The sequence below is a fragment of the Agromyces sp. NPDC055658 genome (assembly GCF_053618155.1).
In genome coordinates this window covers 164997-187254 of sequence record NZ_JBSHHD010000002.1, presented here as the reverse complement: position 1 = coordinate 187254, position 22258 = coordinate 164997, and the positions used below count along the sequence as shown (strand labels likewise).

The window sequence follows — 22258 nt, the reverse complement described above, 5'->3', positions numbered from 1 at the left end:
TGACATGAAACCGCTCGTGCAGGTTGCGGCCGAGGATGCCTCGGCGCTGACCGCCGCGCTCGCCGCCGCGCTCGACGGCGGCCCCGCCGTCTGGCCGGTGCCCGGCCCGGCGGCTTCCGGGGGAGCAGTCCCGCAGGCGGCGGATGAGATGGCCCACGATTTCCGCCAAGGTGCACCCCAGGATCGTGCGGCGGCGCGCGTCGCGGGCCGCGAGGTCGACGACGCCGTCGCGCTCGTGGTCGAGACGAGCGGGTCGACCGACCGCCCGAAGCGCGTGCTGCTGTCGGCCGGCGCGCTCGAGGCGAGCGCGCACGCGACCCACGATGCGCTCGGCGGGCCCGGGCAGTGGCTGCTCGCCCTGCCGGGTCACTACATCGCGGGGGCGCAGGTGCTCGTTCGCGGCATCGTCGCCGGTACCGAGGTCGTCGTGGTCGGCGACGGGGGAGGGGGCGGCTTCAGGCCCGCGGCGTTCGCCGAGGCATCCGCCCGCATGCTGCCCGACGTGCCGCACTACACGTCGCTCGTGCCGGTGCAGCTCGGCCGGGTCGTCGAGGCGGCCGAGCGCGACGCGTTCATCGCGGCGGCGCTGCGGTCGTTCGACGCGATCCTCGTCGGCGGGCAGGCGCTCGGCGCCGAGGTCGCGGCCCGGGCCGACGCGCTCGGTGCGCGCATCGTGCGCACCTACGGTTCGAGCGAGACCGCGGGCGGGTGCGTGTACGACGGGCTGCCGATCGGTGACACGCGCATCCGCTTCGACGACGGCTCGATCGAGCTCGGCGGCTCGAGCCTCGCCGACGGCTACCTCGACGACCCCGAGCGCACCGCGGCGGCGTTCGTCGTCGATCGCGGCGTGCGCTGGTACCGCACGGGCGACCTCGGCGAGTTCGATGCCGGCACCGGCCGGCTGCGCGTGCGCGGACGCGCCGACGACGTCATGATCTCGGGCGGCGTGAAGGTCGTGCTCGGCGAGGTCGAGCGCGCGGTGCGCCGGCTGCCCGGATGCGGCGACGCGGTCGTCGTCGCGGTGCCCGACCCCGAGTGGGGCGAGCGGGCGGCGGTCGTCGTGGGCGCCGGCACGGAGGGCGTCGAGGTCGACGACGAGGAGTTCGAGCTCGGCCGGCTCCGCGAGGCGACGGATGCCTCGGGCCTCGGCCCCGCCGCCCGGCCCGTGCGGCTCGTGGTCGCCGACCCCTGGCCCCTGCTCGCCTCGGGCAAGCCCGACCGCCGGGCCCTCGCGGCCCTCGCCGCCGCGCCGCGCTGACTCGCCGCCGCAACCCGTCCCCCCGCGCACGACTCGCCGAAACGTGCGCTTCCCGGGTCGGCGAAGCGCAACTTTCGGCGACTCGCCGCGCGGTGCTGACGTGCCACCCGCCTCGTGTCGCACGACTCGCCGGAAAATGCGCTTCCCGGCCCGGCGAAGCGCACGTTCCGGCGACTCGCGCACCGGTGGGGTGCGGGCCGCGCGCGGGGATCCGCGCGTGGGGATCAGCCCGCCGAGGCGGGGCCCGTCGCGACGACGATCGGCGTCGCGGACGCGGCATCCGCCTCGACCGCAGCATCCGCCTCGACCGCGGCATCCGCCTCGATCGCGGCGTCGCCCTCGGCGAGCCGGCGCTCCTCGTCGAGGTGGGCCTGCACGGCGGCCCGCCCGGGCAGCAGCAGGCTCGCGACGGCGGCGATCGCGAAACCGGCGACCGCGACCCAGACCGAGGCCTGCAGGGCGGTGAGCACGTGCTCGCGGCTCCAGTCGTCGCCGACGATCGAGAAGAACACGGTCGTCGAGATCGCCACGCCCGCCGCCGCGCCGAGCTGCTGGAACGTGCTGTACGCCCCGGAGGCGGCCCCGGCGTCGGTGACCGGCACGGTCGCGAGCGCGACATCGACGAGCGGGATCACGAGCAGCGCGAGCCCGATGCCGGCGATGAGCATCGGCCAGACCGCCGCCCAGCCCGTGAACGCGGCGCCGGTGTCGGCGACGATCGCGAACGTCCACAGCACGCCGGCGGCGAGCGTCACGGCGCCGAGCGTCACGAGGTACTTGCCGACCCGCGCGACGAGCGGGATGACGACGCCCGTGCCGACCATCGCGCCGAGGCTGAAGGCGAGCAGGTTGAGCCCTGCGGTGAGCGCGTCGAAGCCGAGGGCGATCTGCAGGTAGACGATGAACGGCAGCGTGAAGGCGTTGAGCGCGCCCTGGAACGCGGCCTGCGTGACGATGCCGGCCGAGAAGCCGCGATCGGCGAAGAGCGGCATCGGCAGCAGGGCCGATCCGTCACGGCGCATGCGCCGGCGCTCGACGACGACGAACACGCCGAGCAGCGCCACGCCGGCGGCGACCGGCCACCACAGCCACGCCGGCCAGCCGAGCGACTGCCCCTCGACGAGCGGCACCATGAACGCGAGCACGACGGCGCTGAGCAGCACCACGCCCGTGAGGTCGAGGCGCATCGGCCGCGACGAGCGGGTCTCGGGCACGAAGATCGCGGCGAGCACGAAGATGACGATGCCGACCGGGATGTTGATGAGGAACACCGTGCGCCAGCCGAGCCCCCACAGGTCGGCGTCGATGAGCCACCCGCCGAGCACGGGGCCGGCGACCGCGGCGAGTCCGCTGACGCCGCCGATGAGGCCGTACATGGGCGCGCGCTCGCGCGGCGAGAACAGCGCCTGCACCGAGGCGAGCAACTGCGGCACCATGAGCGCGGCGAACAGCCCCTGCAGGATGCGGGTGACGACGAGCACGTCGCCCGACCAGGCGAGCGACGCGGCGGCAGAGGCGAGGGTGAACCCACCGATGCCGATGAGGAAGATGCGCCGCCGCCCGAACAGGTCGCCGAGCCGGCCGCCCGTGATGAGGGCGACCGCGAAGGTGAGCATGTAGCCGCTCACGATCCATTCGAATTGCGATTCGGATGCCTCGAGGTCGGCGCCGATCGTCGGCAGGGCGACCTGCACGATGGTGACGTCGAGCAGGTCCATGAACGAGGCGAAGAGCAGGATGCCGATGGCGAGTCCTCGGCGAGGTGCGGTGGCCATGGCGGCCGTCCTTTCGTATGCTGGGTTTGGTTCCGAAACGGAATAGTTCCGATATGGGATAATCCCACATTGGAGAGAGTAGAAGGGTGCCGTCGGGATGTCAAGCAAGGCCGAGATCTCCGCGCGCATCTCCGAGCTCATGCAGCTCGTCATCGCGTCGTCGGTCATGAGCAACGAGCGCATCGCGCGGTCGATGGGCATCAACGTCGTCGACCTGCAGGCGCTCGGGTTCATCGCCCGCAGCGGCGCACCCATGACGGCCGGTGAGGTCAGCCAGGCGACCGAGCTGCCGACGAGCACGACGACGCGCGTGCTCGACCGCCTCGAGAAGCAGGGCTACATCGAGCGATCGCACGACCCGGCTGACCGCCGCCGCGTGGTCGTGCAGCTCGCGCCCGGCGCGCTCGCCGGTGCAGGTGCGGGCGGCGACGACGACCCGTACCGCGACATCCTCGAGGGCATGCGGCGGGCGCACGAGGGGTTCACCGTCGCCGAGCTCGAGGTGGTCGCGCGATACCTCGACGTCGTGAAGGACGTGCGGTGAGGCGGTCGGTCGAGTAGCGACGGAGGAGCGTATCGAGGCCACCTGGCCGGCGTGGTCTCGATCCGGCGCTGCGCGCCTCCTCGACCGACCTGCGCTGAGCGACCCCATAGCCGCGCGAACTAGCATGGCCGTGTGGCACGCCCGAAACCCCGACGGATGACCCCAGCCGACCAGCCTGCGAAGCGCCCGCGCACGCACAGCCGATCGGGAAACCCCGCGAAGGCCTCCGGCCGCGTCGAGGCGGCGAAGCCGGTCGGCCCCGCGACCGCCGCCGACTGGATCTCAGGCGCGCGCCTGCGCACCCTTCCGCTCGCGATCGCCCCGGTGGCGCTCGGCACGGGCGCCGGCGTGCTCGCGATCGCCGAAGGCCCGTGGCATCCCGCGCGCGCCCTGCTCGCCCTCGTCGTCGCGCTCGCGCTGCAGATCGGCGTCAACTACGCGAACGACTACTCCGACGGGGTGCGCGGCACCGACGACCACCGGGTCGGCCCAGCACGACTCACCGGGTCGGGTGCGGCGAAGCCGAAGCACGTGCTCGCCGTCGCCCTCGCGTTCTTCGCGATCGCGGCCCTCGCGGGCCTCGCGCTCGTCGTCGTGACCCAGCAGTGGTGGCTGCTCGCGATCGGAGCGGTCGCGATCGTCGCAGCCTGGTTCTACACCGGCGGCAAGCACCCGTACGGCTACTACGGGCTCGGCGAGCTGTTCGTGTTCGTGTTCTTCGGCCTCGTCGCGACCGCCGGTTCGGCGTACGTGCAGGCGCTCACCGTCAACCTCGAGGCGTGGCTCGGCGGCGTCGGCACCGGGCTGCTCGCGTGCGCCGTGCTCATGGCCAACAACCTGCGCGACGTCGCACAGGACAAGCTCGCCGGCAAGCGCACCCTCGCCGTGCTCGTGGGCGAGCGCGCGGGCAGGGTGCTCTTCGTCGTGTTCGCGCTCGTGCCGTTCGCGATCGCCGGCTTCCTCGCGATCTTCTACCCGACGGCGTGGCTCGTGCAGTTCGCGCTGCTCGCCCTGCTGCCGGCGTGCCTCATCGTGCTCACCGCGAAGACGCCGCGCGAACTCATCACGGCGCTGCAGCTCACGAGCCTGACGGCGCTCGTCTACGGCGTCGGACTGGGGCTCGTGCTCGCGTTCTGACGCCGGCGGGCCGGGCTACTCGGGCTTGCGTGCGGCGTCGGCCGAGGCATCCGCGTCGCGCGAAGCGGCGTCGAGCGCCGCGTCCTCTTCGGCGTCGTCCTCGCGCACGAGCGGCTTCTCGCGGTGGCGCGCCTCGTAGAGGTCGCTCGACATCGCGTTGCGCGGCTTGCGCAGGAAGATGAGCGATGCGCTCAGCCCGAACAGGGCGGCGACGATCGCCGACACCCACACGTTCACCCCCGCGATCAGCAGCACGGCGAGCGGCGCGGCGAACAGCACGACGCGAATGGCCGTGTACCAGATCCAGACGGGTACGGATTTCACCCTGACAGTGTAGGCGCGGAGACTGCACGCGACTCCCAGCCTGCCGTGACCCGGCGAGCATAGACTTGGGGCATGGCACGGCTGCTCTTCGGACTCGTCGTCGCCGTGGCGATCTTCATGATCTACGCGGTCGTCGACTGCGCCCTGATCGATCGCTCCCGCATCCGGGGCATCGCCCGTGGATGGTGGATCGTCGTGATCCTCGTCATTCCCGTGATCGGCGGGCTGCTCTGGTTCTTCGTCGGCCGCGCCCGCGCCGAACGCATGCCCAGCGGCCGACTCCGCACGGTCGCCCCCGACGACGACGCCGACTTCCTGCGTCGCCTCGGCGTCGACGCGGCACAGGAAGAGCGGATCCGTCGCCTCGAAGCGGAACTCGCCGACCTCGACGGCGAGCCCGATGCCTCGGCCGACGGCCGCAACGCCGGCCACCAGGCCGAACCCGGCACGCACCCCGAGAACCCCGACAAGCCGGGGGAGCCCGGATCCACGGGCCGCCCGAATGCCTGAGCCCGCCCCGGTGGTCGAGCGGTGAGCGCCGGCGAGCGTTTCGAGACCGCCCCCGCCACCGCCTACTCGGTCGCGCTCTTCGACGCCCTGACCGCGGCGGGGGTCACCGATGTCGTCGTCGCACCCGGGTCGCGGTCGCAGGCACTCGCCCTCGCCGCCGCCGAGTTCGAGCGGCTCGGCCGGCTGCGCCTGCATGTGCGCATCGACGAACGCGGCGCCGGATTCCTCGCGCTCGGCCTCGCCGTCGAGACCGGCCGACCCGCCGTCGTCGTGACGACCTCGGGCACGGCGGTCGCGAACCTGCATCCCGCGGTGCTCGAGGCGCATCACTCGGGGGTTCCGCTCGTGCTCGTCACCTCCGATCGCCCCGCCGAGATGCGCGGCATCCGCTCGAACCAGACGACCATGCAGCCCGGCATCTTCGCGGGAGCGGTCCGGCTCGAACGCGACGTGACCGCGCCCGAGGGGGCCCCGGGCGAGGCGGCCGCCGCCGAGCGCCTCGCGCGCGAGGCACTCGCCGCGGCGCTCGGGCGCGACCTCGACGGCGGGATCATCGCGCACCCCGGGCCCGGACCCGTGCACGTGAACCTGCAGCTGCGTGAACCGCTGTCGTCGGCGTGGAGCGGGTCGTCGAGCGACGACGGAGCGTCACGAGACCCGGCCGCCTCGAGCGGGTCGGAGAGCGGCGTCGGAGCGTCTCGAAACCCGGGCGGCCCCACCGGCGCCCTCATCGCCCGCGGCCCGCGCACCGTCGTCGTCGCGGGCGCCGGAGCCGGCCCCGAGGCCGAGGCGTTCGCACGTGCGGGCGACTGGCCGCTCATCGCCGAGGTCACGAGCGGTGCGCACTTCGGACCGAACCTCGTCGTCGCCTACCGCGAGCTGCTGCGCGAGCCCGGCTTCGGCGACCAGGTGCAGCGGGTCGTCGTGTTCGGGCATCCGACGCTGTCGCGCGAGGTGCCGGCGCTCGTGCAGCGCGACGACGTCGAGTCGATCGTCGTCGCTCCGTCGGGCGTCGAATGGTTCAACCCGGGCCGTCGCGTGCGCCGCTTCGAACGCGCCGTGCACGCCGACCCCGCATCGCCGACCCCCGACGAGCGCGCCTGGGTCCGGCGCTGGGTGCATGCGAGCCGCATCGTCGTCGACGCCGGCCTGCCGACCGCGCCGCCGCCGGTCTCGCCGGGCATCGACGAGACGGGGCACGTGCACGACTTCGAGGCGCATCGCGAGTTCATGCGCGCCCAGCTCGACGGGGTGCGCGCGCCGATCACGCGCCGCATGCTCGTCGACGCGGTCTGGGCTGCGACGTGGCCGCACGACCGGCTCGTGTTCGGGGCGTCGCGGTTGATCCGCGACGCCGACCGGGCGGTGCCCGGCCGCCGCATCGCGGCGCATGCGAACCGCGGGCTCGCCGGCATCGACGGAACGGTCGCCACCGCGCTCGGCATCGCGATCGCGAGCCAGCTGGATGCCTCGGCGGAAGAGCCGGTCGAGGAGCGCCCGGCGAAGGAGGACGCGTCTCGAGTCCAGCCGCAGCCGGGTTCCCAGACGCCCGCCTCTCGCTCCTCGACCCACTCGGATTCCGCGCCTCGGCCCGCGGGCGGAGAGCTCGCCGCCATGCTCGCCGCGGCCGAACAGGTCGAGCGGTCGATCGCGGCCTCGGCCGAGGCATCCCGCGGCGGTGCTGCCGACTCGAGCACGACCCGTGCCCTCATCGGCGACCTGACCCTGCTGCACGATGTCGGGTCGATGCTGATCGGCGCCGGCGAGGCGCGGCCGCGGCTGCTCGTGATCGTCGGCAACGACGGCGGCGGCACGATCTTCGATTCGCTCGAAGTGGCCGGCACGGCACCGACCGACGCATTCGACCGCGTGCAGTACACGCCGCAGCACGTCGACGTCGCCGCGCTCGCGACCGCGTACGGCTGGGGATACCTGCGCGCGACGACCCGAGGCGAGCTCGACGAGGCGCTCGCGAAGCGGGTCGAGGGGCCGACGATCCTCGAGGTGCCGCTCCCGCGCTGAGGCGTTCGGCCACCCCTTGCCGCGGTCGCCGCGGCACCGGCAGGATGGCCGCATGAGCCGCGAATCGTTCTGGACCGCCGATCCCTCCGAACTGCTGCGCGTGGGAGAGGGGTTCCGCCTCGCCGATGCGCCGACCGACACGCACCCGGGTTTCGACGGCGGCAAGTCCGAGGGCAAGGACGCGCTCGACGAAGGCGCCGGCATCCTCGCCGAGCTGCAGGAGAAGCTGTTCGCCGGCAGCCGCATGGGCGGGCACCGCCGCCGCATCCTGCTCGTGCTGCAGGCGATGGACACCGCCGGCAAGGGCGGCATCGTGAAGCACGTCATGGGCGCCGTCGACCCGCAGGGCGTGCAGCTCGCATCGTTCAAGAAGCCCACCGAAGAGGAGCTCGGCCACGACTTCCTCTGGCGCATCAGCAAGGAGACGCCCGGACCGGGCATGATCGGCGTCTTCGACCGATCGCACTACGAGGACGTGCTCATCGGCCGGGTGCGCGAACTCGCCCCGCCCGAGGAGATCGAGCGCCGCTACGACGCGATCAACGAGTTCGAGCGCGGCCAGGTCGCGGGCGGCGCCACCGTTATCAAGGTCATGCTGCACATCTCGGGCGACGAGCAGAAGGAGCGCCTGCAGGAACGGCTCGACCGCCCCGACAAGCACTGGAAGTTCAACCCCGGCGACATCGACGAGCGAGTGCTCGCCCCCGCCTACCAGGAGGCCTACCAAGCGGTCTTGGACCGCACTTCGACGCCGGATGCCCCGTGGTACGTGATTCCGGCGGATCGCAAGTGGTACGCGCGGCTCGCGGTGCAGCACCTGCTCATCGACGCGCTCGAGGCCATGGACCTGTCGTGGCCGCTGGCCGACTTCGACCTCGCGACCGAGCGCGCGCGTCTCGCCGCCAGCTGACCGGCGGGCGCGGTCGGGCGCGGGCGTAGGCTGGTGCGGTGAGTCAGACGCACGCCAGGGCGCGCCTCGTGGTCAGAACGGTGGCCGTCGACGAGACCGAACCCCTGATTCCGCGCACCGACCCGCGCCATCCGCTCGTCTGGCTGCGTCGCGGCGAGGGCATCGTCGGACTCGGCGAAGTGCTGCGCATCGAGTCGTCGGGCGCCACCCGCATCGAGGATGCCGCGTCGGCGTGGACCTCGCTCGCGGAGGCCGCCGACATCGACGACCGGGTCGGCCTGCCGGGAACGGGGCTCGTCGCGTTCGGTGCGTTCGCATTCGCCGACGAGTCGACGGCGACGAGCGTGCTCATCGTGCCCGAGCTCGTCATCGGTCGTCGCGAAGGCCGCGCATGGGTCACCCGCATCGGCTTCGAGACGCCCGCCGAGGTGACGATTCCCGAGCCGTCGCCGAAGCGCCAGGTCCCACGGGTCGCCTTCGAGCCCGGTTCGATGCCGCCCGAGGCATACGAGGGCGCCGTCGCCGAGGCGGTGCGCCGCATCGACGCCGGCGAGTTCGAGAAGGCGGTGCTCGCGCGGCAGCTCGTCGGCACGCTGAGCGACGACGCGGGCCTGCGAGCCACGATCAACCGGCTCGCCGAGGACTACCCCGACACGTGGACCTTCGCCGTCGACGGACTCATCGGCGCGAGCCCCGAGACCCTCGTGCGGGTCGATCACGGCACCGTGTCGGCGCGCGTGCTCGCGGGCACGGCGCCGCGCGGTGCCGGCGAGGCATCCGACCGCGATCATGCCGCCACCCTCGCGGCGAGCGAGAAGAACCTGGCCGAGCACGCGCTCGCGGTCGCGAGCGCCGTGCAGCGGCTCGCACCGCACACCACCCGGCTCGACACGAGTCCCGAGCCGTTCACGCTGCAGCTGCCGAACCTATGGCACCTCGCGACCGACCTCAAGGGCACGCTCGGCGACGGGTCGAACTCGCTCGACCTCGTGCGCGCGGTGCACCCGACGGCCGCGGTCGCCGGCACCCCGCGCAAGGTCGCGCTGCGCGCGATCGCCGAGCTCGAGGGCTTCGACCGGGGCCGCTACGCGGGGCCCGTGGGTTGGGTCGACGGCGACGGCGACGGCGAGTGGGCGATCGCGCTGCGCTGCGCGCAGGTCGACCCCGACGGCACGGTGACGGCGTATGCCGGTTGCGGCATCGTGCACGACTCGGTGCCGGCCGAGGAGCTCGCCGAGACCGACATGAAGTTCCGTCCGATCGTCGAGGCGTTCGGCGGGTAGCCGTCACCCGGCATATCCGGCACCGGCACCGGGCTCATCGGTGCGCGACGCCCGCCGGTAGACTCGAGGGATGACGCGCGCAGACCTCGGCAAGGACCCTCGCGAGGTGTCGGCGATGTTCGATCGCGTCGCCGCCGCGTACGACCGCACCAACAACGTGCTCTCGGTCGGCAACGCCCCGCTCTGGCGGGTCGCCACGACACGCGCGGTCGACCCGAGGCCCGGCGAGCGCATCCTCGACGTCGCCGCCGGCACGGGCACGTCGAGCGCGAGTCTCGCGAAGTCGGGGGCCTCGGTCGTCGCCGCCGACTTCTCGCCCGGCATGATCGAGGTCGGCCGCAGCCGTCAGGCGCACGTGCCGAACCTGGTGTTCGTCGAGGCCGACGCGACGAAGCTGCCGTTCGACGACGCCTCGTTCGACGCCGTCACGATCTCGTTCGGCCTGCGCAACGTCAACGAGCCCAAGCGCGCGCTCGACGAGTTCTTCCGCGTGACGAAGCCCGGCGGCCGCCTCGTGATCTGCGAGTTCTCGCACCCGCCGGTCGCGTTCGTGCGACTCGGCTACGACGTCTACCAGCGCTACGTGATGCCCCCGCTCGTGAAGCTCTCGAGCTCGAACGACACCGCCTACGAGTACCTCAACGAGTCGATCAGGGCGTGGCCCGACCAGCCCGCCCTCGCGAGCTGGATCCGCGAGGCCGGCTACACGAAGGTCGCGTGGCGCAACCTCACGATGGGGGTCGTCGCACTGCACCGGGCGACGAAGCCGCTCGCCTGAGCGGCGAAGCACGAGGCATCCGTTCGCCGTCGGTGACACGGGCCCGCATATCGGCACCGGTAGGCTGGTAGGCGTGAATCCGAGCCACCCGGTCGCACGTCGCGGCTCAGCGCTCGCCGCCAATCTCGGGCTGAGCGAGCGGGTCTTCGCGTCCGCCGCAGACAAGGCCATGGCGCGAGCGATCGACGAGGGCATCGAACGCGTCGAGGCGGGTCTCGTGCGCGAGGTCCTGTTCGCCGACTCCATCGCCGACGTCTCGACGCGGTACCTGCTCGAGGCGGGCGGCAAGCGGGTCCGCCCCATGCTGACCCTGCTGACCGCGCAGCTCGGCGCCGGCGTGACCGACGACGTCGTGACCGCCGCCGAGGCGATCGAGATCACGCACCTCGGCTCGCTGTACCACGACGACGTCATGGACGACTCCGACCGGCGTCGCGGCGTACCCAGTGCCCACTCGGTGTGGGGCAACTCGGTTGCGATCCTCACGGGCGACCTGCTCTTCGCACGTGCCAGCCAGCTCATGGCGAGCCTCGGCGAGCGGGCGATCAAGATGCAGGCCGACACGTTCGAACGGCTCGTGCTGGGCCAGCTGCACGAGACCGTCGGCCCGACGCCCGCCGACGACCCGATCGAGCACTACATCCGGGTGCTCGCCGACAAGACGGGCTCGCTCATCGCGGCGGCCGCGCAGTCGGGCATCGTCTTCTCGGGCGCCGACCCGGCATTCGAAGCGCCCATCATCGAGTTCGGCGAGAAGGTCGGCGTCGCCTTCCAGCTCATCGACGACGTCATCGACCTGTCGCCCCAGCCCGAAGAGACGGGCAAGGTGCCCGGCACCGACCTGCGCGCCGGGGTCGTCACCCTGCCGCTGCTGCGGCTGGCGGAGATGGCGAAGACGGATGCCTCGGCCGCCGAACTCCACGCCCGCATCGAGCGCGACGTGCTGCCGGCGAAGCCCGCCGAGCTCGGCGACGCGCTCGACACGAACACCATGGCCTCGCGCATCGTGCCGTCGCGGGCGACGGTCGACGCGATCGTCGCCGAGCTGCGCGAGCACGAGGCGACGAAGGCGACGCTCGCCGAGGCGCACCGCTGGGCGCACGAGGCGGTCGCGGCGCTGGCCCCGCTGCCCGACGGCAGCGTGAAGAAGGCGCTGACGAGGTTCGCCGAGACGGTCGTCGACCGGCAGAGTTAGACCGATGCCGTCTCGGCCGATCGGCGGGGCGGCATCGACAGACCTACGAGGAGAGACGTGACGAGGAACAAGCTGCGACTGGCGATCGTCGGTGCCGGCCCCGCCGGCATCTACGCCGCCGACATCCTGCTGAAGGCCGAGCGCAACTTCGACGTCTCGATCGACCTGTTCGACCACCTGCCGGCCCCGTACGGTCTCGTGCGCTACGGCGTCGCGCCCGACCACCCGCGCATCAAGGGCATCATCACGGCGCTTCGCGAGGTGCTCGACCGTGGCGACATCCGCATCTTCGGCAACGTGCGCTTCGGCGAGGACATCACCCTCGATGACCTCAAGCACCACTACAACGCGGTCATCTTCGCGACCGGTGCGGTGCGCGACGCCTCCCTGAACCTTCCGGGCATCGACCTCGAGGGCTCGTACGGTGCGGCCGACTTCGTGAGCTGGTTCGACGGGCACCCCGACGTGCCGCGCACGTGGCCGCTCGAGGCGCGCGAGGTGGCCGTGATCGGCAACGGCAACGTGGCGCTCGACGTGTCGCGCATGCTGGCGAAGCACGTCGAAGACCTCATGGTGACCGAGATCCCCGCGAACGTCGCCGCTGGCCTCGCCGCCTCGCCCCTGACCGACGTGCACGTGTTCGGCCGTCGCGGCCCGACGTCGGTGAAGTTCACGCCGCTCGAGCTGCGCGAGCTCGGCGAGCTGCGCGACGTCGACATGATCGTCTACGACGAGGACTTCGACTACGACGACGCCGCGCGTGCCGCCGTGTCGGGCAACAAGCAGGTCTTCGTCATCGACAAGGTGCTGAACCAGTGGCGTCAGCGAGAGATCGGCCAGGCGTCGCGCCGGCTGCACCTGCACTTCTTCGCGAAGCCGCTCGAGATCGTCGACGACGGCACGGGCAAGGTCGGCGCGATCCGTTGGGAGCGCACGAAGTCGGATGGCGCGGGCGGGGTCGTCGGCACGGGCGAGATCCGCGAGCTGCCGATCCAGGCGGTGTACCGCGCCGTCGGCTACTTCGGGTCGCCGCTGCCGGGGGTGCCGTTCGACAAGAAGTTCGGCGTCATCCCGAACCACGAGGGCCAGGTGCTCATTCGCGACAAGGAGACGGGCGAGGCGCGCCAGATGTACGGCGTGTACGCGACCGGCTGGATCAAGCGCGGCCCGGTCGGCCTCATCGGCCACACCAAGTCGGACGCGATGGAGACCATCAAGCACGTCATCAACGACCTCGGAAATTGGTGGCACCCCGAGTCGCCGTCGGAGGAGTCGGTGATCGAGATGCTCGACTCGCGCGGCATCCGCTGGACCGATCTCGACGGCTGGCACCGCCTCGACGAGCACGAGCTGGCGCTCGGCGCGGCCGAGGAGCGCGTGCGGGTCAAGGTCGTGCCCCGTGACGAGATGGTCGACGTGTCGCGCGACGAGGTGGCGTAGCCGCACCGTCGGTCGAGGAGCGGCGCGCGCACGTTATCGTCGGTCGGGCAACGCCGGCGCGCGTCGACGGGTCAGAAGCTGCGTCGACCCTGATCGATCTGCCGCTGGACCTCGGCGAGCTCCTGCTGCAGTCGGGGGTCGCGTGCCGGGGCGGCGAGTCGTCGACGGTGGCCCATCACGGCGGTGAGGGCGACCAGGGCGCCAGCAGCGGTGATCGCGCTGGTCGAAACAAGGGCGATGACGTATGCGCTCATGGCTCCTCCATCGGTGACGGGTCTGCTCAGACTATGCGAGTCAAGCACCGAGATCACCACCTGGCACCTGAGTATCGCCCCTGAGATGCGGGCGGCGTCGTTCGCTGCGCGAGGTTCCCGAGGCGTCGCAGGCGAACATACGTCTTGGCGTGTCGCGCACATCTCGCTTACAGTTTCGAATATCTGTTCGAACTCGTGAGGAGGTCATGATGCTCACGCTCAGTGAGGCGGAACCGGTGGCCGTCTGGCTCGACGGCTCCGATCGGCCGGCGCGGCTCGTCTATCACGGCACGAGGTATCGGGTCATCGACACCCCGACGCCGCTCACGCGCCAGCCCGAGTGGCCCTCGGGCATCAGCCATCCGCCGGCCGAGGTGCTGCTCGCTCCGGGCTGGCGGGTCACCGGCCGTTCCGACGGCGACGACGTGCTCGTGTTCGACCTGCGCCTCGCGCCCTCCGGGTGGGTCGTCGAAGCGACCTACACGTGAACGGCCACGTGCAGGCGACCGGCGACGTTCACGTGGTGCCCGCGACGAGTCGATCGGGTGCGGCGTAGATGGGCACCAATCGGCGCTACCCCGAGCGCGCCGACGAGCGGTCCGACGACCTCCTGCTCGCGCAGGCGAAGCGCGGTGCGCCGGTGTCGCTCACGACCTCAGAGGTGCGTCGCACGGGCCGCCGCAACGACGCGCGCGAGGCGGTGCCGGTCACGGCGACGATCCGGTATCGCGTCGCGTACGAGGAGCCCCGCGAGGTCGAGGGTACGGCGATCGCGTGGACGCGCGGCGCCGTGCTCGTGCAGTACCCCGACCCCGCGACCCGCCACGACAACTACGTGTGGGTCTACGCGAACGCGGTGCGCCGGCGCGGGTGAGGTGCCGACGCCTCACTCCACGGTGAGGTTCGTGACGTCGACGCCCCACGTGGTGAGCAGCGGGCCGTCGTCACCGGCGGTCTTGCGGAGCTCGAGGTGCAGGGTGGCGTTCGTCGCGATCCTGACGTTCGCCGGGATGGCGGCCTCGACCTTGTGGGTCTTCGAACCGTCGACGGTGAACTTGTAGCCCGGCGAGCTGCCGCCCTCGGTGAACTCGAGCAGCAGCGTGCCCTCGACCTGGGCGTCGGCGGGGAAGTCGTCGAAGTAGAGGTTGACGACCATGCTGTAGAGCCCGAGACCGCCGGTGCCGGCGGCCAGGTTGTCCCGGCGCGGGTTGGCGCTGTACGTGCAGCGGTGCCAATCCTCGTCGAGACGGATCGGGGTGTCGTCCTGGAATCGTGTGAACTTGGCCACGTCGGCCTCCTCGGTCTGGCCGCCGAAGAGCGTTTCGACGGTGGTGGGTGAGCTGTTGCCGTCGATCTCGAGGCCCGCGACCCGCGACTTGCTCGAGAACTGGTGCACGTCCCAGCGATCGACCGAACCGTCGAGGGCTGGCACGTGATCGGGTGAATGACCCGTCGGGAACCCGCCGTACGCCGACCACCAGATGCGGATTCCCTTGTCGGTGATGCGGTGCCACGGTCGGCGGTCTCGAGTGAGCGACGCCGGGCAGTACAGCCAGAGCCGCGACCACGGGATCCCCGTGCGGGCCTGCACGCGCGCGAGGAACGCGAAGGCCTGGTCCTGCGACCAGAACACCGGGTTCGAGTCGAGGGGTTCGTTGTCGAGCGCGAGCACGTCGTGGTGGGGGTCGTAGTCGTGCAGGTGGTCGACGAAGTGGTCGGCCTGCCTGACCGGGTCGCCTGCGCCGACGAGGTAGTAGTGGCCGACGGCGAGGCCCGCGGCGCGAGCGCCGTCGACGTGCTGGTGGTAGCAGTCGGCGACGTACAGCTCGCCGGTGTTGAAGCCCGAGGCCTTCACGATGATGAACTCGACGCCCTCGTCGCGCGCCCCCTCGTAGTCGAACGGGTTCTGGCTGCCCGAGATGTCGATGCCGAAGGTCATGAGCGTCCTCCCCGTGCAGTGATTTCACTCGACGGGCAGGTTCGCCACGTCGGCGCCCCAGAAGGTCAGCAGCGGGTTGCGTTGGCCGGCGGACTGCCGCAGCTCGAGGTAGAGCGAGGCGTTCGACTCGACCAGCACGTTCGCGCGGATCGCGGCCTCGACGCTGCCCGTCGGTGACCCGTCGACGGTGAACCGATAGCCGGTCGACGTGTCGCCCGCCGTGGGCTCGAGCACCAGCATCCCCTCGATCTGGGCGTCAGCGGGGAAGTCGTCGAGCGAGAGGTTCAGCGTGAGGCTGTAGAGACCGAGGCCGCCGGTGCCGGCCGCGAGGTTCTCCTGGCGCGGATTCGTCACGTAGGGGAAGCGCTGGAACGCCGTGCGAACCGCGAACTGGCCGTCGGACTGGAAGCGCCGGAACTTCGTCACGTCGGCCACAGGGGTGCTCTCATCGCGGAACGGGCACGTGTTGCCGCCGTTCCGCCACGACCAGCCGAGATACGTCGCCTCGGTGTTCTGGTCGTTGTAGTCGTCGAGCGTGATCCAGCCGGCGTGGTGGTCGACCCACTGCTCGGTGAGGAAGTGCGACGCCATGAGCACGCGGCCGTCGTTCATCATGAACCCGACATGGCCGTCTTCGCGCCAGTCCCAGTAGAGGAACGCACCGGGCGGCGGCGTGCCGTCGTGCACGCGCTCGGCGCTGCGCTCGGTTCGGAAGGCGCCGATCGCCTGCGTCGGCGTGTCGACGATCGTGCCGAACCGGTTCGCGAGCTGCCACATGAGGGCCTGGCACAACCCGCCCCAGTCGCGCTCGTAGTCGGCGAGCCAGCTGTGGATCTCTGCTTCGGTGGCCATGGGAACACCCCTGCGCCGATCGTCCGATCGCACGCTCGCCGCCGCATCCGTGGCAGCACCGGTTCGGGGTGCTCCGAACGGAGCGCCGCTGTGCACAGGCCGCCGTTCACCGCCCCGGCGGGCGCTACGCTGCCTGCATGCCCCTGCTCGAGACATCCCTCTCGGTCGTTCTGGCGGTCGTCGGCTTCGTGCTGGGCTGGTGGCCGCTGGCCGCGTGGGCCGAGCACTCGATGAAACACGGGCGGATGCCTCGGCGCACGATCCGCGTCGCCTCGGCCGTGACCGCCGCCGTCACGTTCGGGTTGCTCGCCCTGCGGGTGGGCCTCGAGTGGCTGCTGCCGGCGCTCGTCGCATTCGCCGCGTTCGCGACGGTGCTCGCGATCGTCGACCTCGCCGAGAAGCGGCTGCCGAACGCGGTCGTGTTCCCCGCGCTCGCCGTGGTGGGCGTGCTGCTCGTGCCTGCGACGTGGGCGACGGGGGAGTGGATGCGGCTCGTCTGGGCGCTCGCGGGCGCCGCCGCGATGTTCGCCGCCTACTTCGTGCTCGCCCTGATCTCGCCGTCGGCGATGGGCATGGGCGACGTGAAGCTCGCCCTCGTGATCGGCCTCGTCGCCGGGTGGTTCGGCCTGTCGGCCTGGCTCGTCGCCCTGCTCGCCGCATTCGTGATCGGCGGGGTGATCTCGCTCATCGCGCTCGCGCTCAAGCGGGTGACGCTGCGGGGTTCGATCCCGTTCGGGCCGTCGATGCTCGCGGGCGCGCTCGTCGCGGTGTGGCTGGCGGCGGGCTGAGGGGCTGAGCGATCGAGGCTGGAACCGCGCTAAGAAGGTCGATATGGAACTCACTCAGATACGCCTGTTGGTGTCCGACTTCCCCGCCGCCTACCGCTTCTATCGCGACGTGCTCGGGCTCGAGCCGCAGTTCGAGGCCGAGAGCGGTCCGTACGCGAAGCTCAGCTTCGACTCCGGTCACGCTGCGATCGCGTTGCAGGACCGGGCGCAGGTGGCCGGCGTGCTCGGGCGGTTGGGGTCGGCGCCGGAGGGGTATCGCGCGCTGGTCGTGCTGCGGGTGGAGGACCTCGACGCCGCGCACGCCGAACTGAGCTCGCGAGGTGCGGTGTTCACCCGGGATCCGGGGCCGATGGGCGATCGGTTGCGGGTCGCGTATCTCGAGGACCCGGAAGAGAATCTGATCGAGCTTCAGGAGTGGCTGGCGTTGCGCGACCAGACCGGTGGCTCGACGGCGTAGGCGCCGAGGCGCCGACGGCGAGGTGGGCTCCTTCACCGAGAAGGCCCTCCGGCTCGCGCAGAGCTGAAGCCTCGCGCCGGTCGCCGTACCTGAAGAACGGAAGTTGAACCCGAGGGGATCGCGTTGTCGGGCATCGACCCACGAGAGCAACTCCGAGGTGGCGCCGCCCTGCCAAGGAACCACACGCACCCTGGCATCGAGTGTCCCCCATTTGCATCGACCGGGGTACTCCCCGTTCGAGGGGTGGGGGCGGTCAGCTGCCGTTCTTGCCCTTGGCGCGAAGCCGCATAACACCGCTTGGCGCTGTCTCGATGACGAAGAGCTCTGTCGCTTGCACGAGGTCGGAGAGCTTCGCGTAGCCCCAGTTCCGCGGGTCGAAATCGGGCTGCTGGTTGCGCATCAGATTGCCCACGGCGGAGAGGTTCGCCCATCCGTCCTCCCCAGAGGCGGAGGCGACGCTGGACCGCAGCCCGGAGACGAGCTTCGTGTCGCTGCGCAGCTTCGTCGTCGGAACGCGTGCGAGCGTCGCAGACGCCTTCTCCGCCGCCGGTTCCTCGAGCACGTCGAGGTAGGTGAACCGATCGCATGCGTTGCGGAGCGACTCGGGCGTCTTCCGCTCCCCGAACCCGTAGACGGCAACTCCGTCTTCGCGAATCCGGGACGCGAGCCGGGTGAAGTCGCTGTCGGACGACACGATGCAGAAGGCGTGGAATCGTCGCGTGTAGAGCAGGTCCATCGCGTCGATGATCAGCGCGCTGTCGGTCGCGTTCTTCCCGGACGTATTGGCGAACTGCTGCATCGGCTGGATGACGTGCTCGCTCGCGACCGGCTTCCAACTGCTCAAGTTGGGCTTGGTCCAGTCGCCGTAGACCCGCTTCACCGAGGCGGTGCCGAGGCGTGCGACCTCGGCGAGGACGGCACCGATCTTCGACGGGGGTACGTTGTCGGCGTCGATGAGGACGGCGAGCAGGTCGGTTCCGTTTGCCATCGGACAAGCATGGCAGTGAGCGCACGGGATACGCGTGGCCGACTCGATGCAGTGTGTGATCGTGCGTGTGTTCATCGCCCGCGCGCTGTGGCGGTCGACGCGCCACCCGAAATGGGACTGGCTGGTCCGCCATCGACGGGGTTACCTGAATTGACCGTCCGACTGCGCGTCGGTCGCTGACCGGATCGTTGTGGACGACGATCGATGAAGGAACGCCCTACCGATGCCCGACCGCTCCGAGGCCCCCACGCGTGCCGCTCGTCTTCGATCGATCATCGCCACGGAGCGGTTCCGCTGGTGGATGGTCTACGTCGTCCTTGCGATGGTCGCCGCCGTTCGAGCCGCGTCGCCGCAGGAGCGCGATCAGTATTGGTCGGCTCGGGCCGGCATCGAGAGTCTCGAGGGATCGCCGTTCATCCGACCCGACACCTGGAGCTGGGCGACCGACGGTGAGTGGGTGCCGAACTCTCCGGTCTGGAACATCGTGCTCGGCCTCGGATGGCAGGTCGGCGGATTCTGGGGATTGTTCTGGGTCGCGTTCGTGTCGATCTCCGTGTTCTTCGCCCTGGCCCTGCTGCTGGCACGACTCGCAGGAGCGCGAGCATTCCCGACGCTGATCGGGTTCACGCCGGTGCTCGTTTTCGCATTCTCCGCGTTCACGCCACGCGCAACGGTCGTGGTCCAGTCGCTGACGTTCGTCGCGGTCCTGTTCGCCTGGTGGTGGAGCCGGCAGCTCGAGCGGCGAAGCAGCCTGGTCGCGGTCGGGGTCGTCGCGGGGTTCGGATTCGTGCTCTCGCTCGTCGGCAACTGGCTGCACCTGTCGTTCATGCTCATGGCCGCCGTGATCGCCGTGATGTGGGCGGTCGCCTGGTGGGCGACTCCCGGCATGACGACGGTGCGTCGCGTGTTCCTCGCCGCCGCCGGTGCCGGCGGGCTGTTCCTCGGGTGCGTTGGGTCGCCCTACGGCATCGGCCTCACGCTCGAGCGCTCGCGCGTGGTCGCGGAGGTGTGCCGCGGACTGGTCAGCGAGTGGTTCTCGATCATCGACCTCTTCCGGCTGCAGGGATTCCGGTTCATTCCGTTCGCCATCGTCGCCATCCTCGTCGCAGCTGGCGCGCTGATCTGGACGGTGCGGCTCGTCCGCCGCGACGGACGATTCGACCCGAGAACGCGAATCGCCGCGCCCTTGGTCGCATTCGGCGTCCCCGCCGTCGTGCTCGGCCTCGACTCGCTGCGCTTCACGCTCTCGGGCCTCCTCGTGCTCCTTCCGGTCGCCGGGTGCGTTGCCACCGGTTTGATCGATCGACTGCATCGCCTCCAAGGAGATCCAGGCCACCGCTTCCTCTCGCGTCCGAAGGTCGTCGAGTACACGTCAGGCCGCTTCTGGACGGTGATCATCGCCGGCCTGATGGTCATGGCGACTCCCGTCGTCGTCCTGAACACCACACCGGGAGCGACCCCGCCCGAGGTCGACGTCATCCGACAGCTCCCCAAGGGGTGCAAGGTCTGGTCCGCCGATCCGATCGCCGGGCCCGTCATCCTCCTACGACCTGATGCGGAGGTGTGGATCGATGGCCGCGCCGACTTCTACGGGAGAGAGCACCTCCTCGAGTACCTCCGGATCCTCTGGACGGAGGATCCGCTCCCCGACGCGACGGGGTGCGTCATCCTGCCGTCCAACGAGATGAGTGAACGGCTCGCCGCAGCACTCGACGCAGACATGGGATGGCATCGGGTCGCCTCTGAACGCGGATTCACGCTCTGGGTGCGGGGTTGAGCCCCCGGGCTGCGTCATCGTTTCGGGGGACGGACGTACCCCGATTGCAGGGTACGTCTGTACCCCAATTCCTATGGGGGGTGTACCCCCAGACCGGGGGACGCGTGGGCGCATGTTGCGCGTCGACAGGCGTATTTGCGGCATCCGTTGCGCCATAGGCGTGGGGCTACCCCCAAAGTGGGGCATAGGTCACCTGTGAGGCGATGGATACCTTCAATCCACTGCATGAACCCACATGCGGGACAGCCATCCTTCGGGGTGGTGACGTACTCCCTCCTACCCGAAGGAATCCTCATGCTCAAGGCATACGCCGCGCTGCAGGCGCGGATCAACTCGCTCCGTTCCGAAGAAGAGGGCGCCACCGCGACCGAGTACGCGCTCGTGCTCGGTCTCGTCGCCATCGCACTCGTCATCGCGGCCGTCGCGCTCACGCCGATCCTCAACAGCTACGTCTCCCAGATCGGCAGCTGGATGAACTCCCAGGGCGTCGGCTAAGTCGTCGCAGAGGCAACGTGGGGTTCGGGTGCATGCAGTGTTCCCGAACCCCCACTGGCGGTTGAGGGTGGAGATGCGTAGGCGCAACGGAGAACGGGGAGCCGCGGCGGTCGAGTTCGCGCTCGTGTTCCCGCTTGTCATCATGCTGCTCCTCACCGTGATCGAGTTCTCGCGACTCTGGAACATCCAGGCGACCATCTCGGACAGCGCTCGTATCGCCGCACGGTCCGCTGCGGTGTACTCCAACGACCCGGATCTCGATGACGCCGAGGTCATTGCCAAGGCGACAGCGGATGCGACCGACATACCGAGCTTCGTCGACTGGTCAAGCGCCGACGTGAGCATCACGATCAGTTGCGACTCCTCAGGGGTCGCAACGAGCGAGGTTGAGATTGAACCCGGATCGATGACGTCTTGGTTCGCTTCGGCACTCGGCACCCCGATCACGTTGAAGGCGACTGGAGAAATGCCATGCGGAGGTTGAGAAGGCTCATCCGTCGACTCGCTCGGCAAGAGCGCGGCGCGAACGCCGTGCTCATCGCCTTCCTCATCGTGCCGATGCTGGGACTCGGTGCCCTGGCCCTCGACGTGTCCGCGCAGCATGCCGAGCACACGCAGTTGCAGCACGGGGCGGATGCCGCGGCCGTCGCCGTCGCGTTCGATTGCGCGAATGATGCGACGGCGTGCAGTGGCTCGTCGGATGCGACGGCGGAGGGCTACCTCGACGGAAACGGTGCCATTCCTGTCGATGGCGAAGCGACCGTCGTGATCGAACCGACGGATCAGACGGTCAACGTCACGGCATCGGCCGACTTCCCGCACTTTCTCGCGTCGCTGATCGACACTGACGGCGATCCCACGTCCACCAAGGTGAGCACCGATGCGACCGCTGCGTGGGGCTACGTCGGCGGCGGAAAGTTCATCCCGCTGGCAATCGCGGAATGCGAGATCGAGCGCGGCATCGCCGACGCAGGCTCGATCGGGACACCGTTCAAGTTGCTCACCGACGCGACGCCATCGGGCGGGGGGAGCGGACCACCGGCGCCGAACCCGTGCAGCGACGCTGACTACCCCGGCGGCTTCAGCTGGCTCGATGACGACAACTGCCAAGTGACCCTCAACCCTGACAACGTTGCGGAGGGTACCCCCGGAAACAACACCGGCGGCACGGGCTGCCCAGTCGACTTCCTGCATGATCTCCTCGGCGAGACCGTCCTGGTCGCGCTCTACGACCACGTGGATGGACTGACCGGTTCTGGGTCGCATGGCGACTACACGATCTCCAAGTTCGCCGCGTTCCACATCACCGGCTACTCGGCCGTGCTGCCAGGCGGCGGTGCAACGCGGGAGTACATCGGGGCGCCCTACAACCAGAGCCCCTACAAGTTCACCGGTAGTGAACGAGGGCTGCAGGGGTACTTCGTCGAGTACATCTCGGTCGCGGAAGCGCTCGAGTTGACCTCGGTCGGCAGCCCCGGGGACCCGATCGCCGTTCATCTCATCGACTAGCAGCAGTCCATCAGTCCCTA

General features: G+C 70.5%; 24 protein-coding genes. 18 read left to right on the top strand and 6 right to left on the bottom strand.

Annotated elements, in window-relative coordinates:
- Nucleotides 1-4 precede the first annotated feature (4 nt).
- Nucleotides 5-1261, top strand: a complete 1257-nt coding sequence (locus ACWGPE_RS02110) for an AMP-binding protein (protein WP_452048006.1) — start codon at nt 5-7, stop codon at nt 1259-1261.
- Between the two features lie 224 nt (nt 1262-1485).
- Here the strand turns inward: ACWGPE_RS02110 and ACWGPE_RS02105 are convergent, their stop codons facing one another.
- Nucleotides 1486-3036 (bottom strand): MFS transporter, encoded by a 1551-nt coding sequence (locus ACWGPE_RS02105; RefSeq protein ID WP_452048005.1) that lies wholly within the window; start codon nt 3034-3036, stop codon nt 1486-1488.
- A 97-nt stretch (nt 3037-3133) separates the two neighbouring features.
- Between ACWGPE_RS02105 and ACWGPE_RS02100 the strand changes: the two genes are divergently transcribed.
- Nucleotides 3134-3580, top strand: a complete 447-nt coding sequence (locus ACWGPE_RS02100) for a MarR family winged helix-turn-helix transcriptional regulator (RefSeq protein WP_231428823.1) — start codon at nt 3134-3136, stop codon at nt 3578-3580.
- 132 nt (nt 3581-3712) lie between these two features.
- Nucleotides 3713-4717: a 1,4-dihydroxy-2-naphthoate polyprenyltransferase gene (locus ACWGPE_RS02095; RefSeq protein WP_452048004.1), complete on the top strand. Its 1005-nt coding sequence runs from the start codon at nt 3713-3715 to the stop codon at nt 4715-4717.
- 15 nt (nt 4718-4732) lie between these two features.
- Here ACWGPE_RS02095 and ACWGPE_RS02090 read toward each other — a convergent pair whose 3' ends face one another.
- Complete coding sequence (locus tag ACWGPE_RS02090; RefSeq protein WP_231428821.1) at nt 4733-5041, bottom strand: DUF4229 domain-containing protein; 309 nt, start codon at nt 5039-5041, stop codon at nt 4733-4735.
- 72 nt (nt 5042-5113) lie between these two features.
- Between ACWGPE_RS02090 and ACWGPE_RS02085 the strand changes: the two genes are divergently transcribed.
- From ACWGPE_RS02085 to ACWGPE_RS02055, 7 genes are all read left to right on the top strand, one after another.
- On the top strand, nt 5114-5551 hold the full coding sequence (locus tag ACWGPE_RS02085; RefSeq protein WP_231428820.1) for a PLDc N-terminal domain-containing protein: 438 nt from the start codon (nt 5114-5116) through the stop codon (nt 5549-5551).
- A 21-nt stretch (nt 5552-5572) separates the two neighbouring features.
- On the top strand, nt 5573-7573 hold the full coding sequence (gene menD / locus ACWGPE_RS02080) for a 2-succinyl-5-enolpyruvyl-6-hydroxy-3-cyclohexene-1-carboxylic-acid synthase (RefSeq protein WP_452048003.1): 2001 nt from the start codon (nt 5573-5575) through the stop codon (nt 7571-7573).
- A 52-nt stretch (nt 7574-7625) separates the two neighbouring features.
- The gene (locus ACWGPE_RS02075) at nt 7626-8483 is read left to right on the top strand and encodes a polyphosphate kinase 2 family protein (RefSeq protein WP_452048002.1); all 858 of its coding nucleotides are present in this window, start codon (nt 7626-7628) and stop codon (nt 8481-8483) included.
- A gap of 38 nt (nt 8484-8521) precedes the next feature.
- Nucleotides 8522-9766 (top strand): isochorismate synthase, encoded by a 1245-nt coding sequence (locus ACWGPE_RS02070; protein WP_376930803.1) that lies wholly within the window; start codon nt 8522-8524, stop codon nt 9764-9766.
- Between the two features lie 70 nt (nt 9767-9836).
- Entirely contained in the window at nt 9837-10544 is a 708-nt protein-coding gene (locus ACWGPE_RS02065) for a class I SAM-dependent methyltransferase (RefSeq protein ID WP_231428816.1), read from the top strand.
- Between the two features lie 73 nt (nt 10545-10617).
- Complete coding sequence (locus ACWGPE_RS02060; protein ID WP_275506142.1) at nt 10618-11739, top strand: polyprenyl synthetase family protein; 1122 nt, start codon at nt 10618-10620, stop codon at nt 11737-11739.
- 57 nt (nt 11740-11796) lie between these two features.
- Entirely contained in the window at nt 11797-13179 is a 1383-nt protein-coding gene (locus ACWGPE_RS02055) for an FAD-dependent oxidoreductase (protein ID WP_452048001.1), read from the top strand.
- Nucleotides 13180-13250: 71 nt separating this feature from the next.
- Here ACWGPE_RS02055 and ACWGPE_RS02050 read toward each other — a convergent pair whose 3' ends face one another.
- A complete protein-coding gene (locus ACWGPE_RS02050; RefSeq protein WP_231428813.1) occupies nt 13251-13433 on the bottom strand; it encodes a hypothetical protein in 183 nt (60 codons plus the stop codon).
- A gap of 209 nt (nt 13434-13642) precedes the next feature.
- Here ACWGPE_RS02050 and ACWGPE_RS02045 point away from each other — a divergent pair, with 209 nt between their 5' ends.
- A complete protein-coding gene (locus ACWGPE_RS02045) occupies nt 13643-13921 on the top strand; it encodes a hypothetical protein (RefSeq protein ID WP_231428812.1) in 279 nt (92 codons plus the stop codon).
- A 68-nt stretch (nt 13922-13989) separates the two neighbouring features.
- On the top strand, nt 13990-14307 hold the full coding sequence (locus ACWGPE_RS02040) for a hypothetical protein (protein ID WP_231428811.1): 318 nt from the start codon (nt 13990-13992) through the stop codon (nt 14305-14307).
- A gap of 12 nt (nt 14308-14319) precedes the next feature.
- Here the strand turns inward: ACWGPE_RS02040 and ACWGPE_RS02035 are convergent, their stop codons facing one another.
- Nucleotides 14320-15372 carry a glycoside hydrolase family 25 protein gene (locus ACWGPE_RS02035; RefSeq protein ID WP_231428810.1) on the bottom strand — a complete coding sequence of 351 codons (1053 nt, stop codon included), beginning with the start codon at nt 15370-15372 and terminating at the stop codon, nt 14320-14322.
- A 24-nt stretch (nt 15373-15396) separates the two neighbouring features.
- On the bottom strand, nt 15397-16224 hold the full coding sequence (locus ACWGPE_RS02030; RefSeq protein WP_231428809.1) for a hypothetical protein: 828 nt from the start codon (nt 16222-16224) through the stop codon (nt 15397-15399).
- Between the two features lie 137 nt (nt 16225-16361).
- Between ACWGPE_RS02030 and ACWGPE_RS02025 the strand changes: the two genes are divergently transcribed.
- Complete coding sequence (locus ACWGPE_RS02025; protein WP_275506144.1) at nt 16362-17012, top strand: prepilin peptidase; 651 nt, start codon at nt 16362-16364, stop codon at nt 17010-17012.
- Nucleotides 17013-17055: 43 nt separating this feature from the next.
- The gene (locus tag ACWGPE_RS02020; protein WP_452048000.1) at nt 17056-17469 is read left to right on the top strand and encodes a VOC family protein; all 414 of its coding nucleotides are present in this window, start codon (nt 17056-17058) and stop codon (nt 17467-17469) included.
- A 253-nt stretch (nt 17470-17722) separates the two neighbouring features.
- Here ACWGPE_RS02020 and ACWGPE_RS02015 read toward each other — a convergent pair whose 3' ends face one another.
- Nucleotides 17723-18532 (bottom strand): NYN domain-containing protein, encoded by an 810-nt coding sequence (locus ACWGPE_RS02015; protein WP_275506145.1) that lies wholly within the window; start codon nt 18530-18532, stop codon nt 17723-17725.
- 148 nt (nt 18533-18680) lie between these two features.
- On the opposite strand from ACWGPE_RS02015, the gene ACWGPE_RS02010 reads away from it, so the two are divergent.
- From ACWGPE_RS02010 to ACWGPE_RS01995, 4 genes are all read left to right on the top strand, one after another.
- Nucleotides 18681-20234 carry a hypothetical protein gene (locus ACWGPE_RS02010; RefSeq protein ID WP_452047999.1) on the top strand — a complete coding sequence of 518 codons (1554 nt, stop codon included), beginning with the start codon at nt 18681-18683 and terminating at the stop codon, nt 20232-20234.
- 294 nt (nt 20235-20528) lie between these two features.
- On the top strand, nt 20529-20729 hold the full coding sequence (locus tag ACWGPE_RS02005; RefSeq protein ID WP_275506147.1) for a Flp family type IVb pilin: 201 nt from the start codon (nt 20529-20531) through the stop codon (nt 20727-20729).
- 37 nt (nt 20730-20766) lie between these two features.
- Nucleotides 20767-21213, top strand: coding sequence for a TadE family protein (locus ACWGPE_RS02000; protein WP_452047998.1), 447 nt, complete (start codon nt 20767-20769; stop codon nt 21211-21213).
- A gap of 47 nt (nt 21214-21260) precedes the next feature.
- Complete coding sequence (locus tag ACWGPE_RS01995) at nt 21261-22238, top strand: Tad domain-containing protein (protein WP_452047997.1); 978 nt, start codon at nt 21261-21263, stop codon at nt 22236-22238.
- Nucleotides 22239-22258 lie beyond the last annotated feature (20 nt).

Bases quoted from the DNA above. Each gene is read 5' to 3' on its own strand.
- ACWGPE_RS02085 (WP_231428820.1), top strand. From the start codon at position 5,114: ATGGCACGGCTGCTCTTCGGACTCGTCGTCGCCGTGGCGATCTTCATG.
- ACWGPE_RS02005 (WP_275506147.1), top strand. From the start codon at position 20,529: ATGCTCAAGGCATACGCCGCGCTGCAGGCGCGGATCAACTCGCTCCGT.
- ACWGPE_RS02035 (WP_231428810.1), bottom strand. From the start codon at position 15,372: ATGACCTTCGGCATCGACATCTCGGGCAGCCAGAACCCGTTCGACTAC.
- ACWGPE_RS02050 (WP_231428813.1), bottom strand. From the start codon at position 13,433: ATGAGCGCATACGTCATCGCCCTTGTTTCGACCAGCGCGATCACCGCT.
- ACWGPE_RS02065 (WP_231428816.1), top strand. From the start codon at position 9,837: ATGACGCGCGCAGACCTCGGCAAGGACCCTCGCGAGGTGTCGGCGATG.
- ACWGPE_RS02030 (WP_231428809.1), bottom strand. From the start codon at position 16,224: ATGGCCACCGAAGCAGAGATCCACAGCTGGCTCGCCGACTACGAGCGC.
- ACWGPE_RS02110 (WP_452048006.1), top strand. From the start codon at position 5: ATGAAACCGCTCGTGCAGGTTGCGGCCGAGGATGCCTCGGCGCTGACC.
- ACWGPE_RS02100 (WP_231428823.1), top strand. From the start codon at position 3,134: ATGTCAAGCAAGGCCGAGATCTCCGCGCGCATCTCCGAGCTCATGCAG.
- ACWGPE_RS02015 (WP_275506145.1), bottom strand. From the start codon at position 18,532: ATGAACACACGCACGATCACACACTGCATCGAGTCGGCCACGCGTATC.
- ACWGPE_RS02010 (WP_452047999.1), top strand. From the start codon at position 18,681: ATGCCCGACCGCTCCGAGGCCCCCACGCGTGCCGCTCGTCTTCGATCG.
- ACWGPE_RS02105 (WP_452048005.1), bottom strand. From the start codon at position 3,036: ATGGCCACCGCACCTCGCCGAGGACTCGCCATCGGCATCCTGCTCTTC.
- ACWGPE_RS02045 (WP_231428812.1), top strand. From the start codon at position 13,643: ATGCTCACGCTCAGTGAGGCGGAACCGGTGGCCGTCTGGCTCGACGGC.
- ACWGPE_RS02020 (WP_452048000.1), top strand. From the start codon at position 17,056: ATGGAACTCACTCAGATACGCCTGTTGGTGTCCGACTTCCCCGCCGCC.
- ACWGPE_RS02040 (WP_231428811.1), top strand. From the start codon at position 13,990: ATGGGCACCAATCGGCGCTACCCCGAGCGCGCCGACGAGCGGTCCGAC.
- ACWGPE_RS02025 (WP_275506144.1), top strand. From the start codon at position 16,362: ATGCCCCTGCTCGAGACATCCCTCTCGGTCGTTCTGGCGGTCGTCGGC.
- ACWGPE_RS02075 (WP_452048002.1), top strand. From the start codon at position 7,626: ATGAGCCGCGAATCGTTCTGGACCGCCGATCCCTCCGAACTGCTGCGC.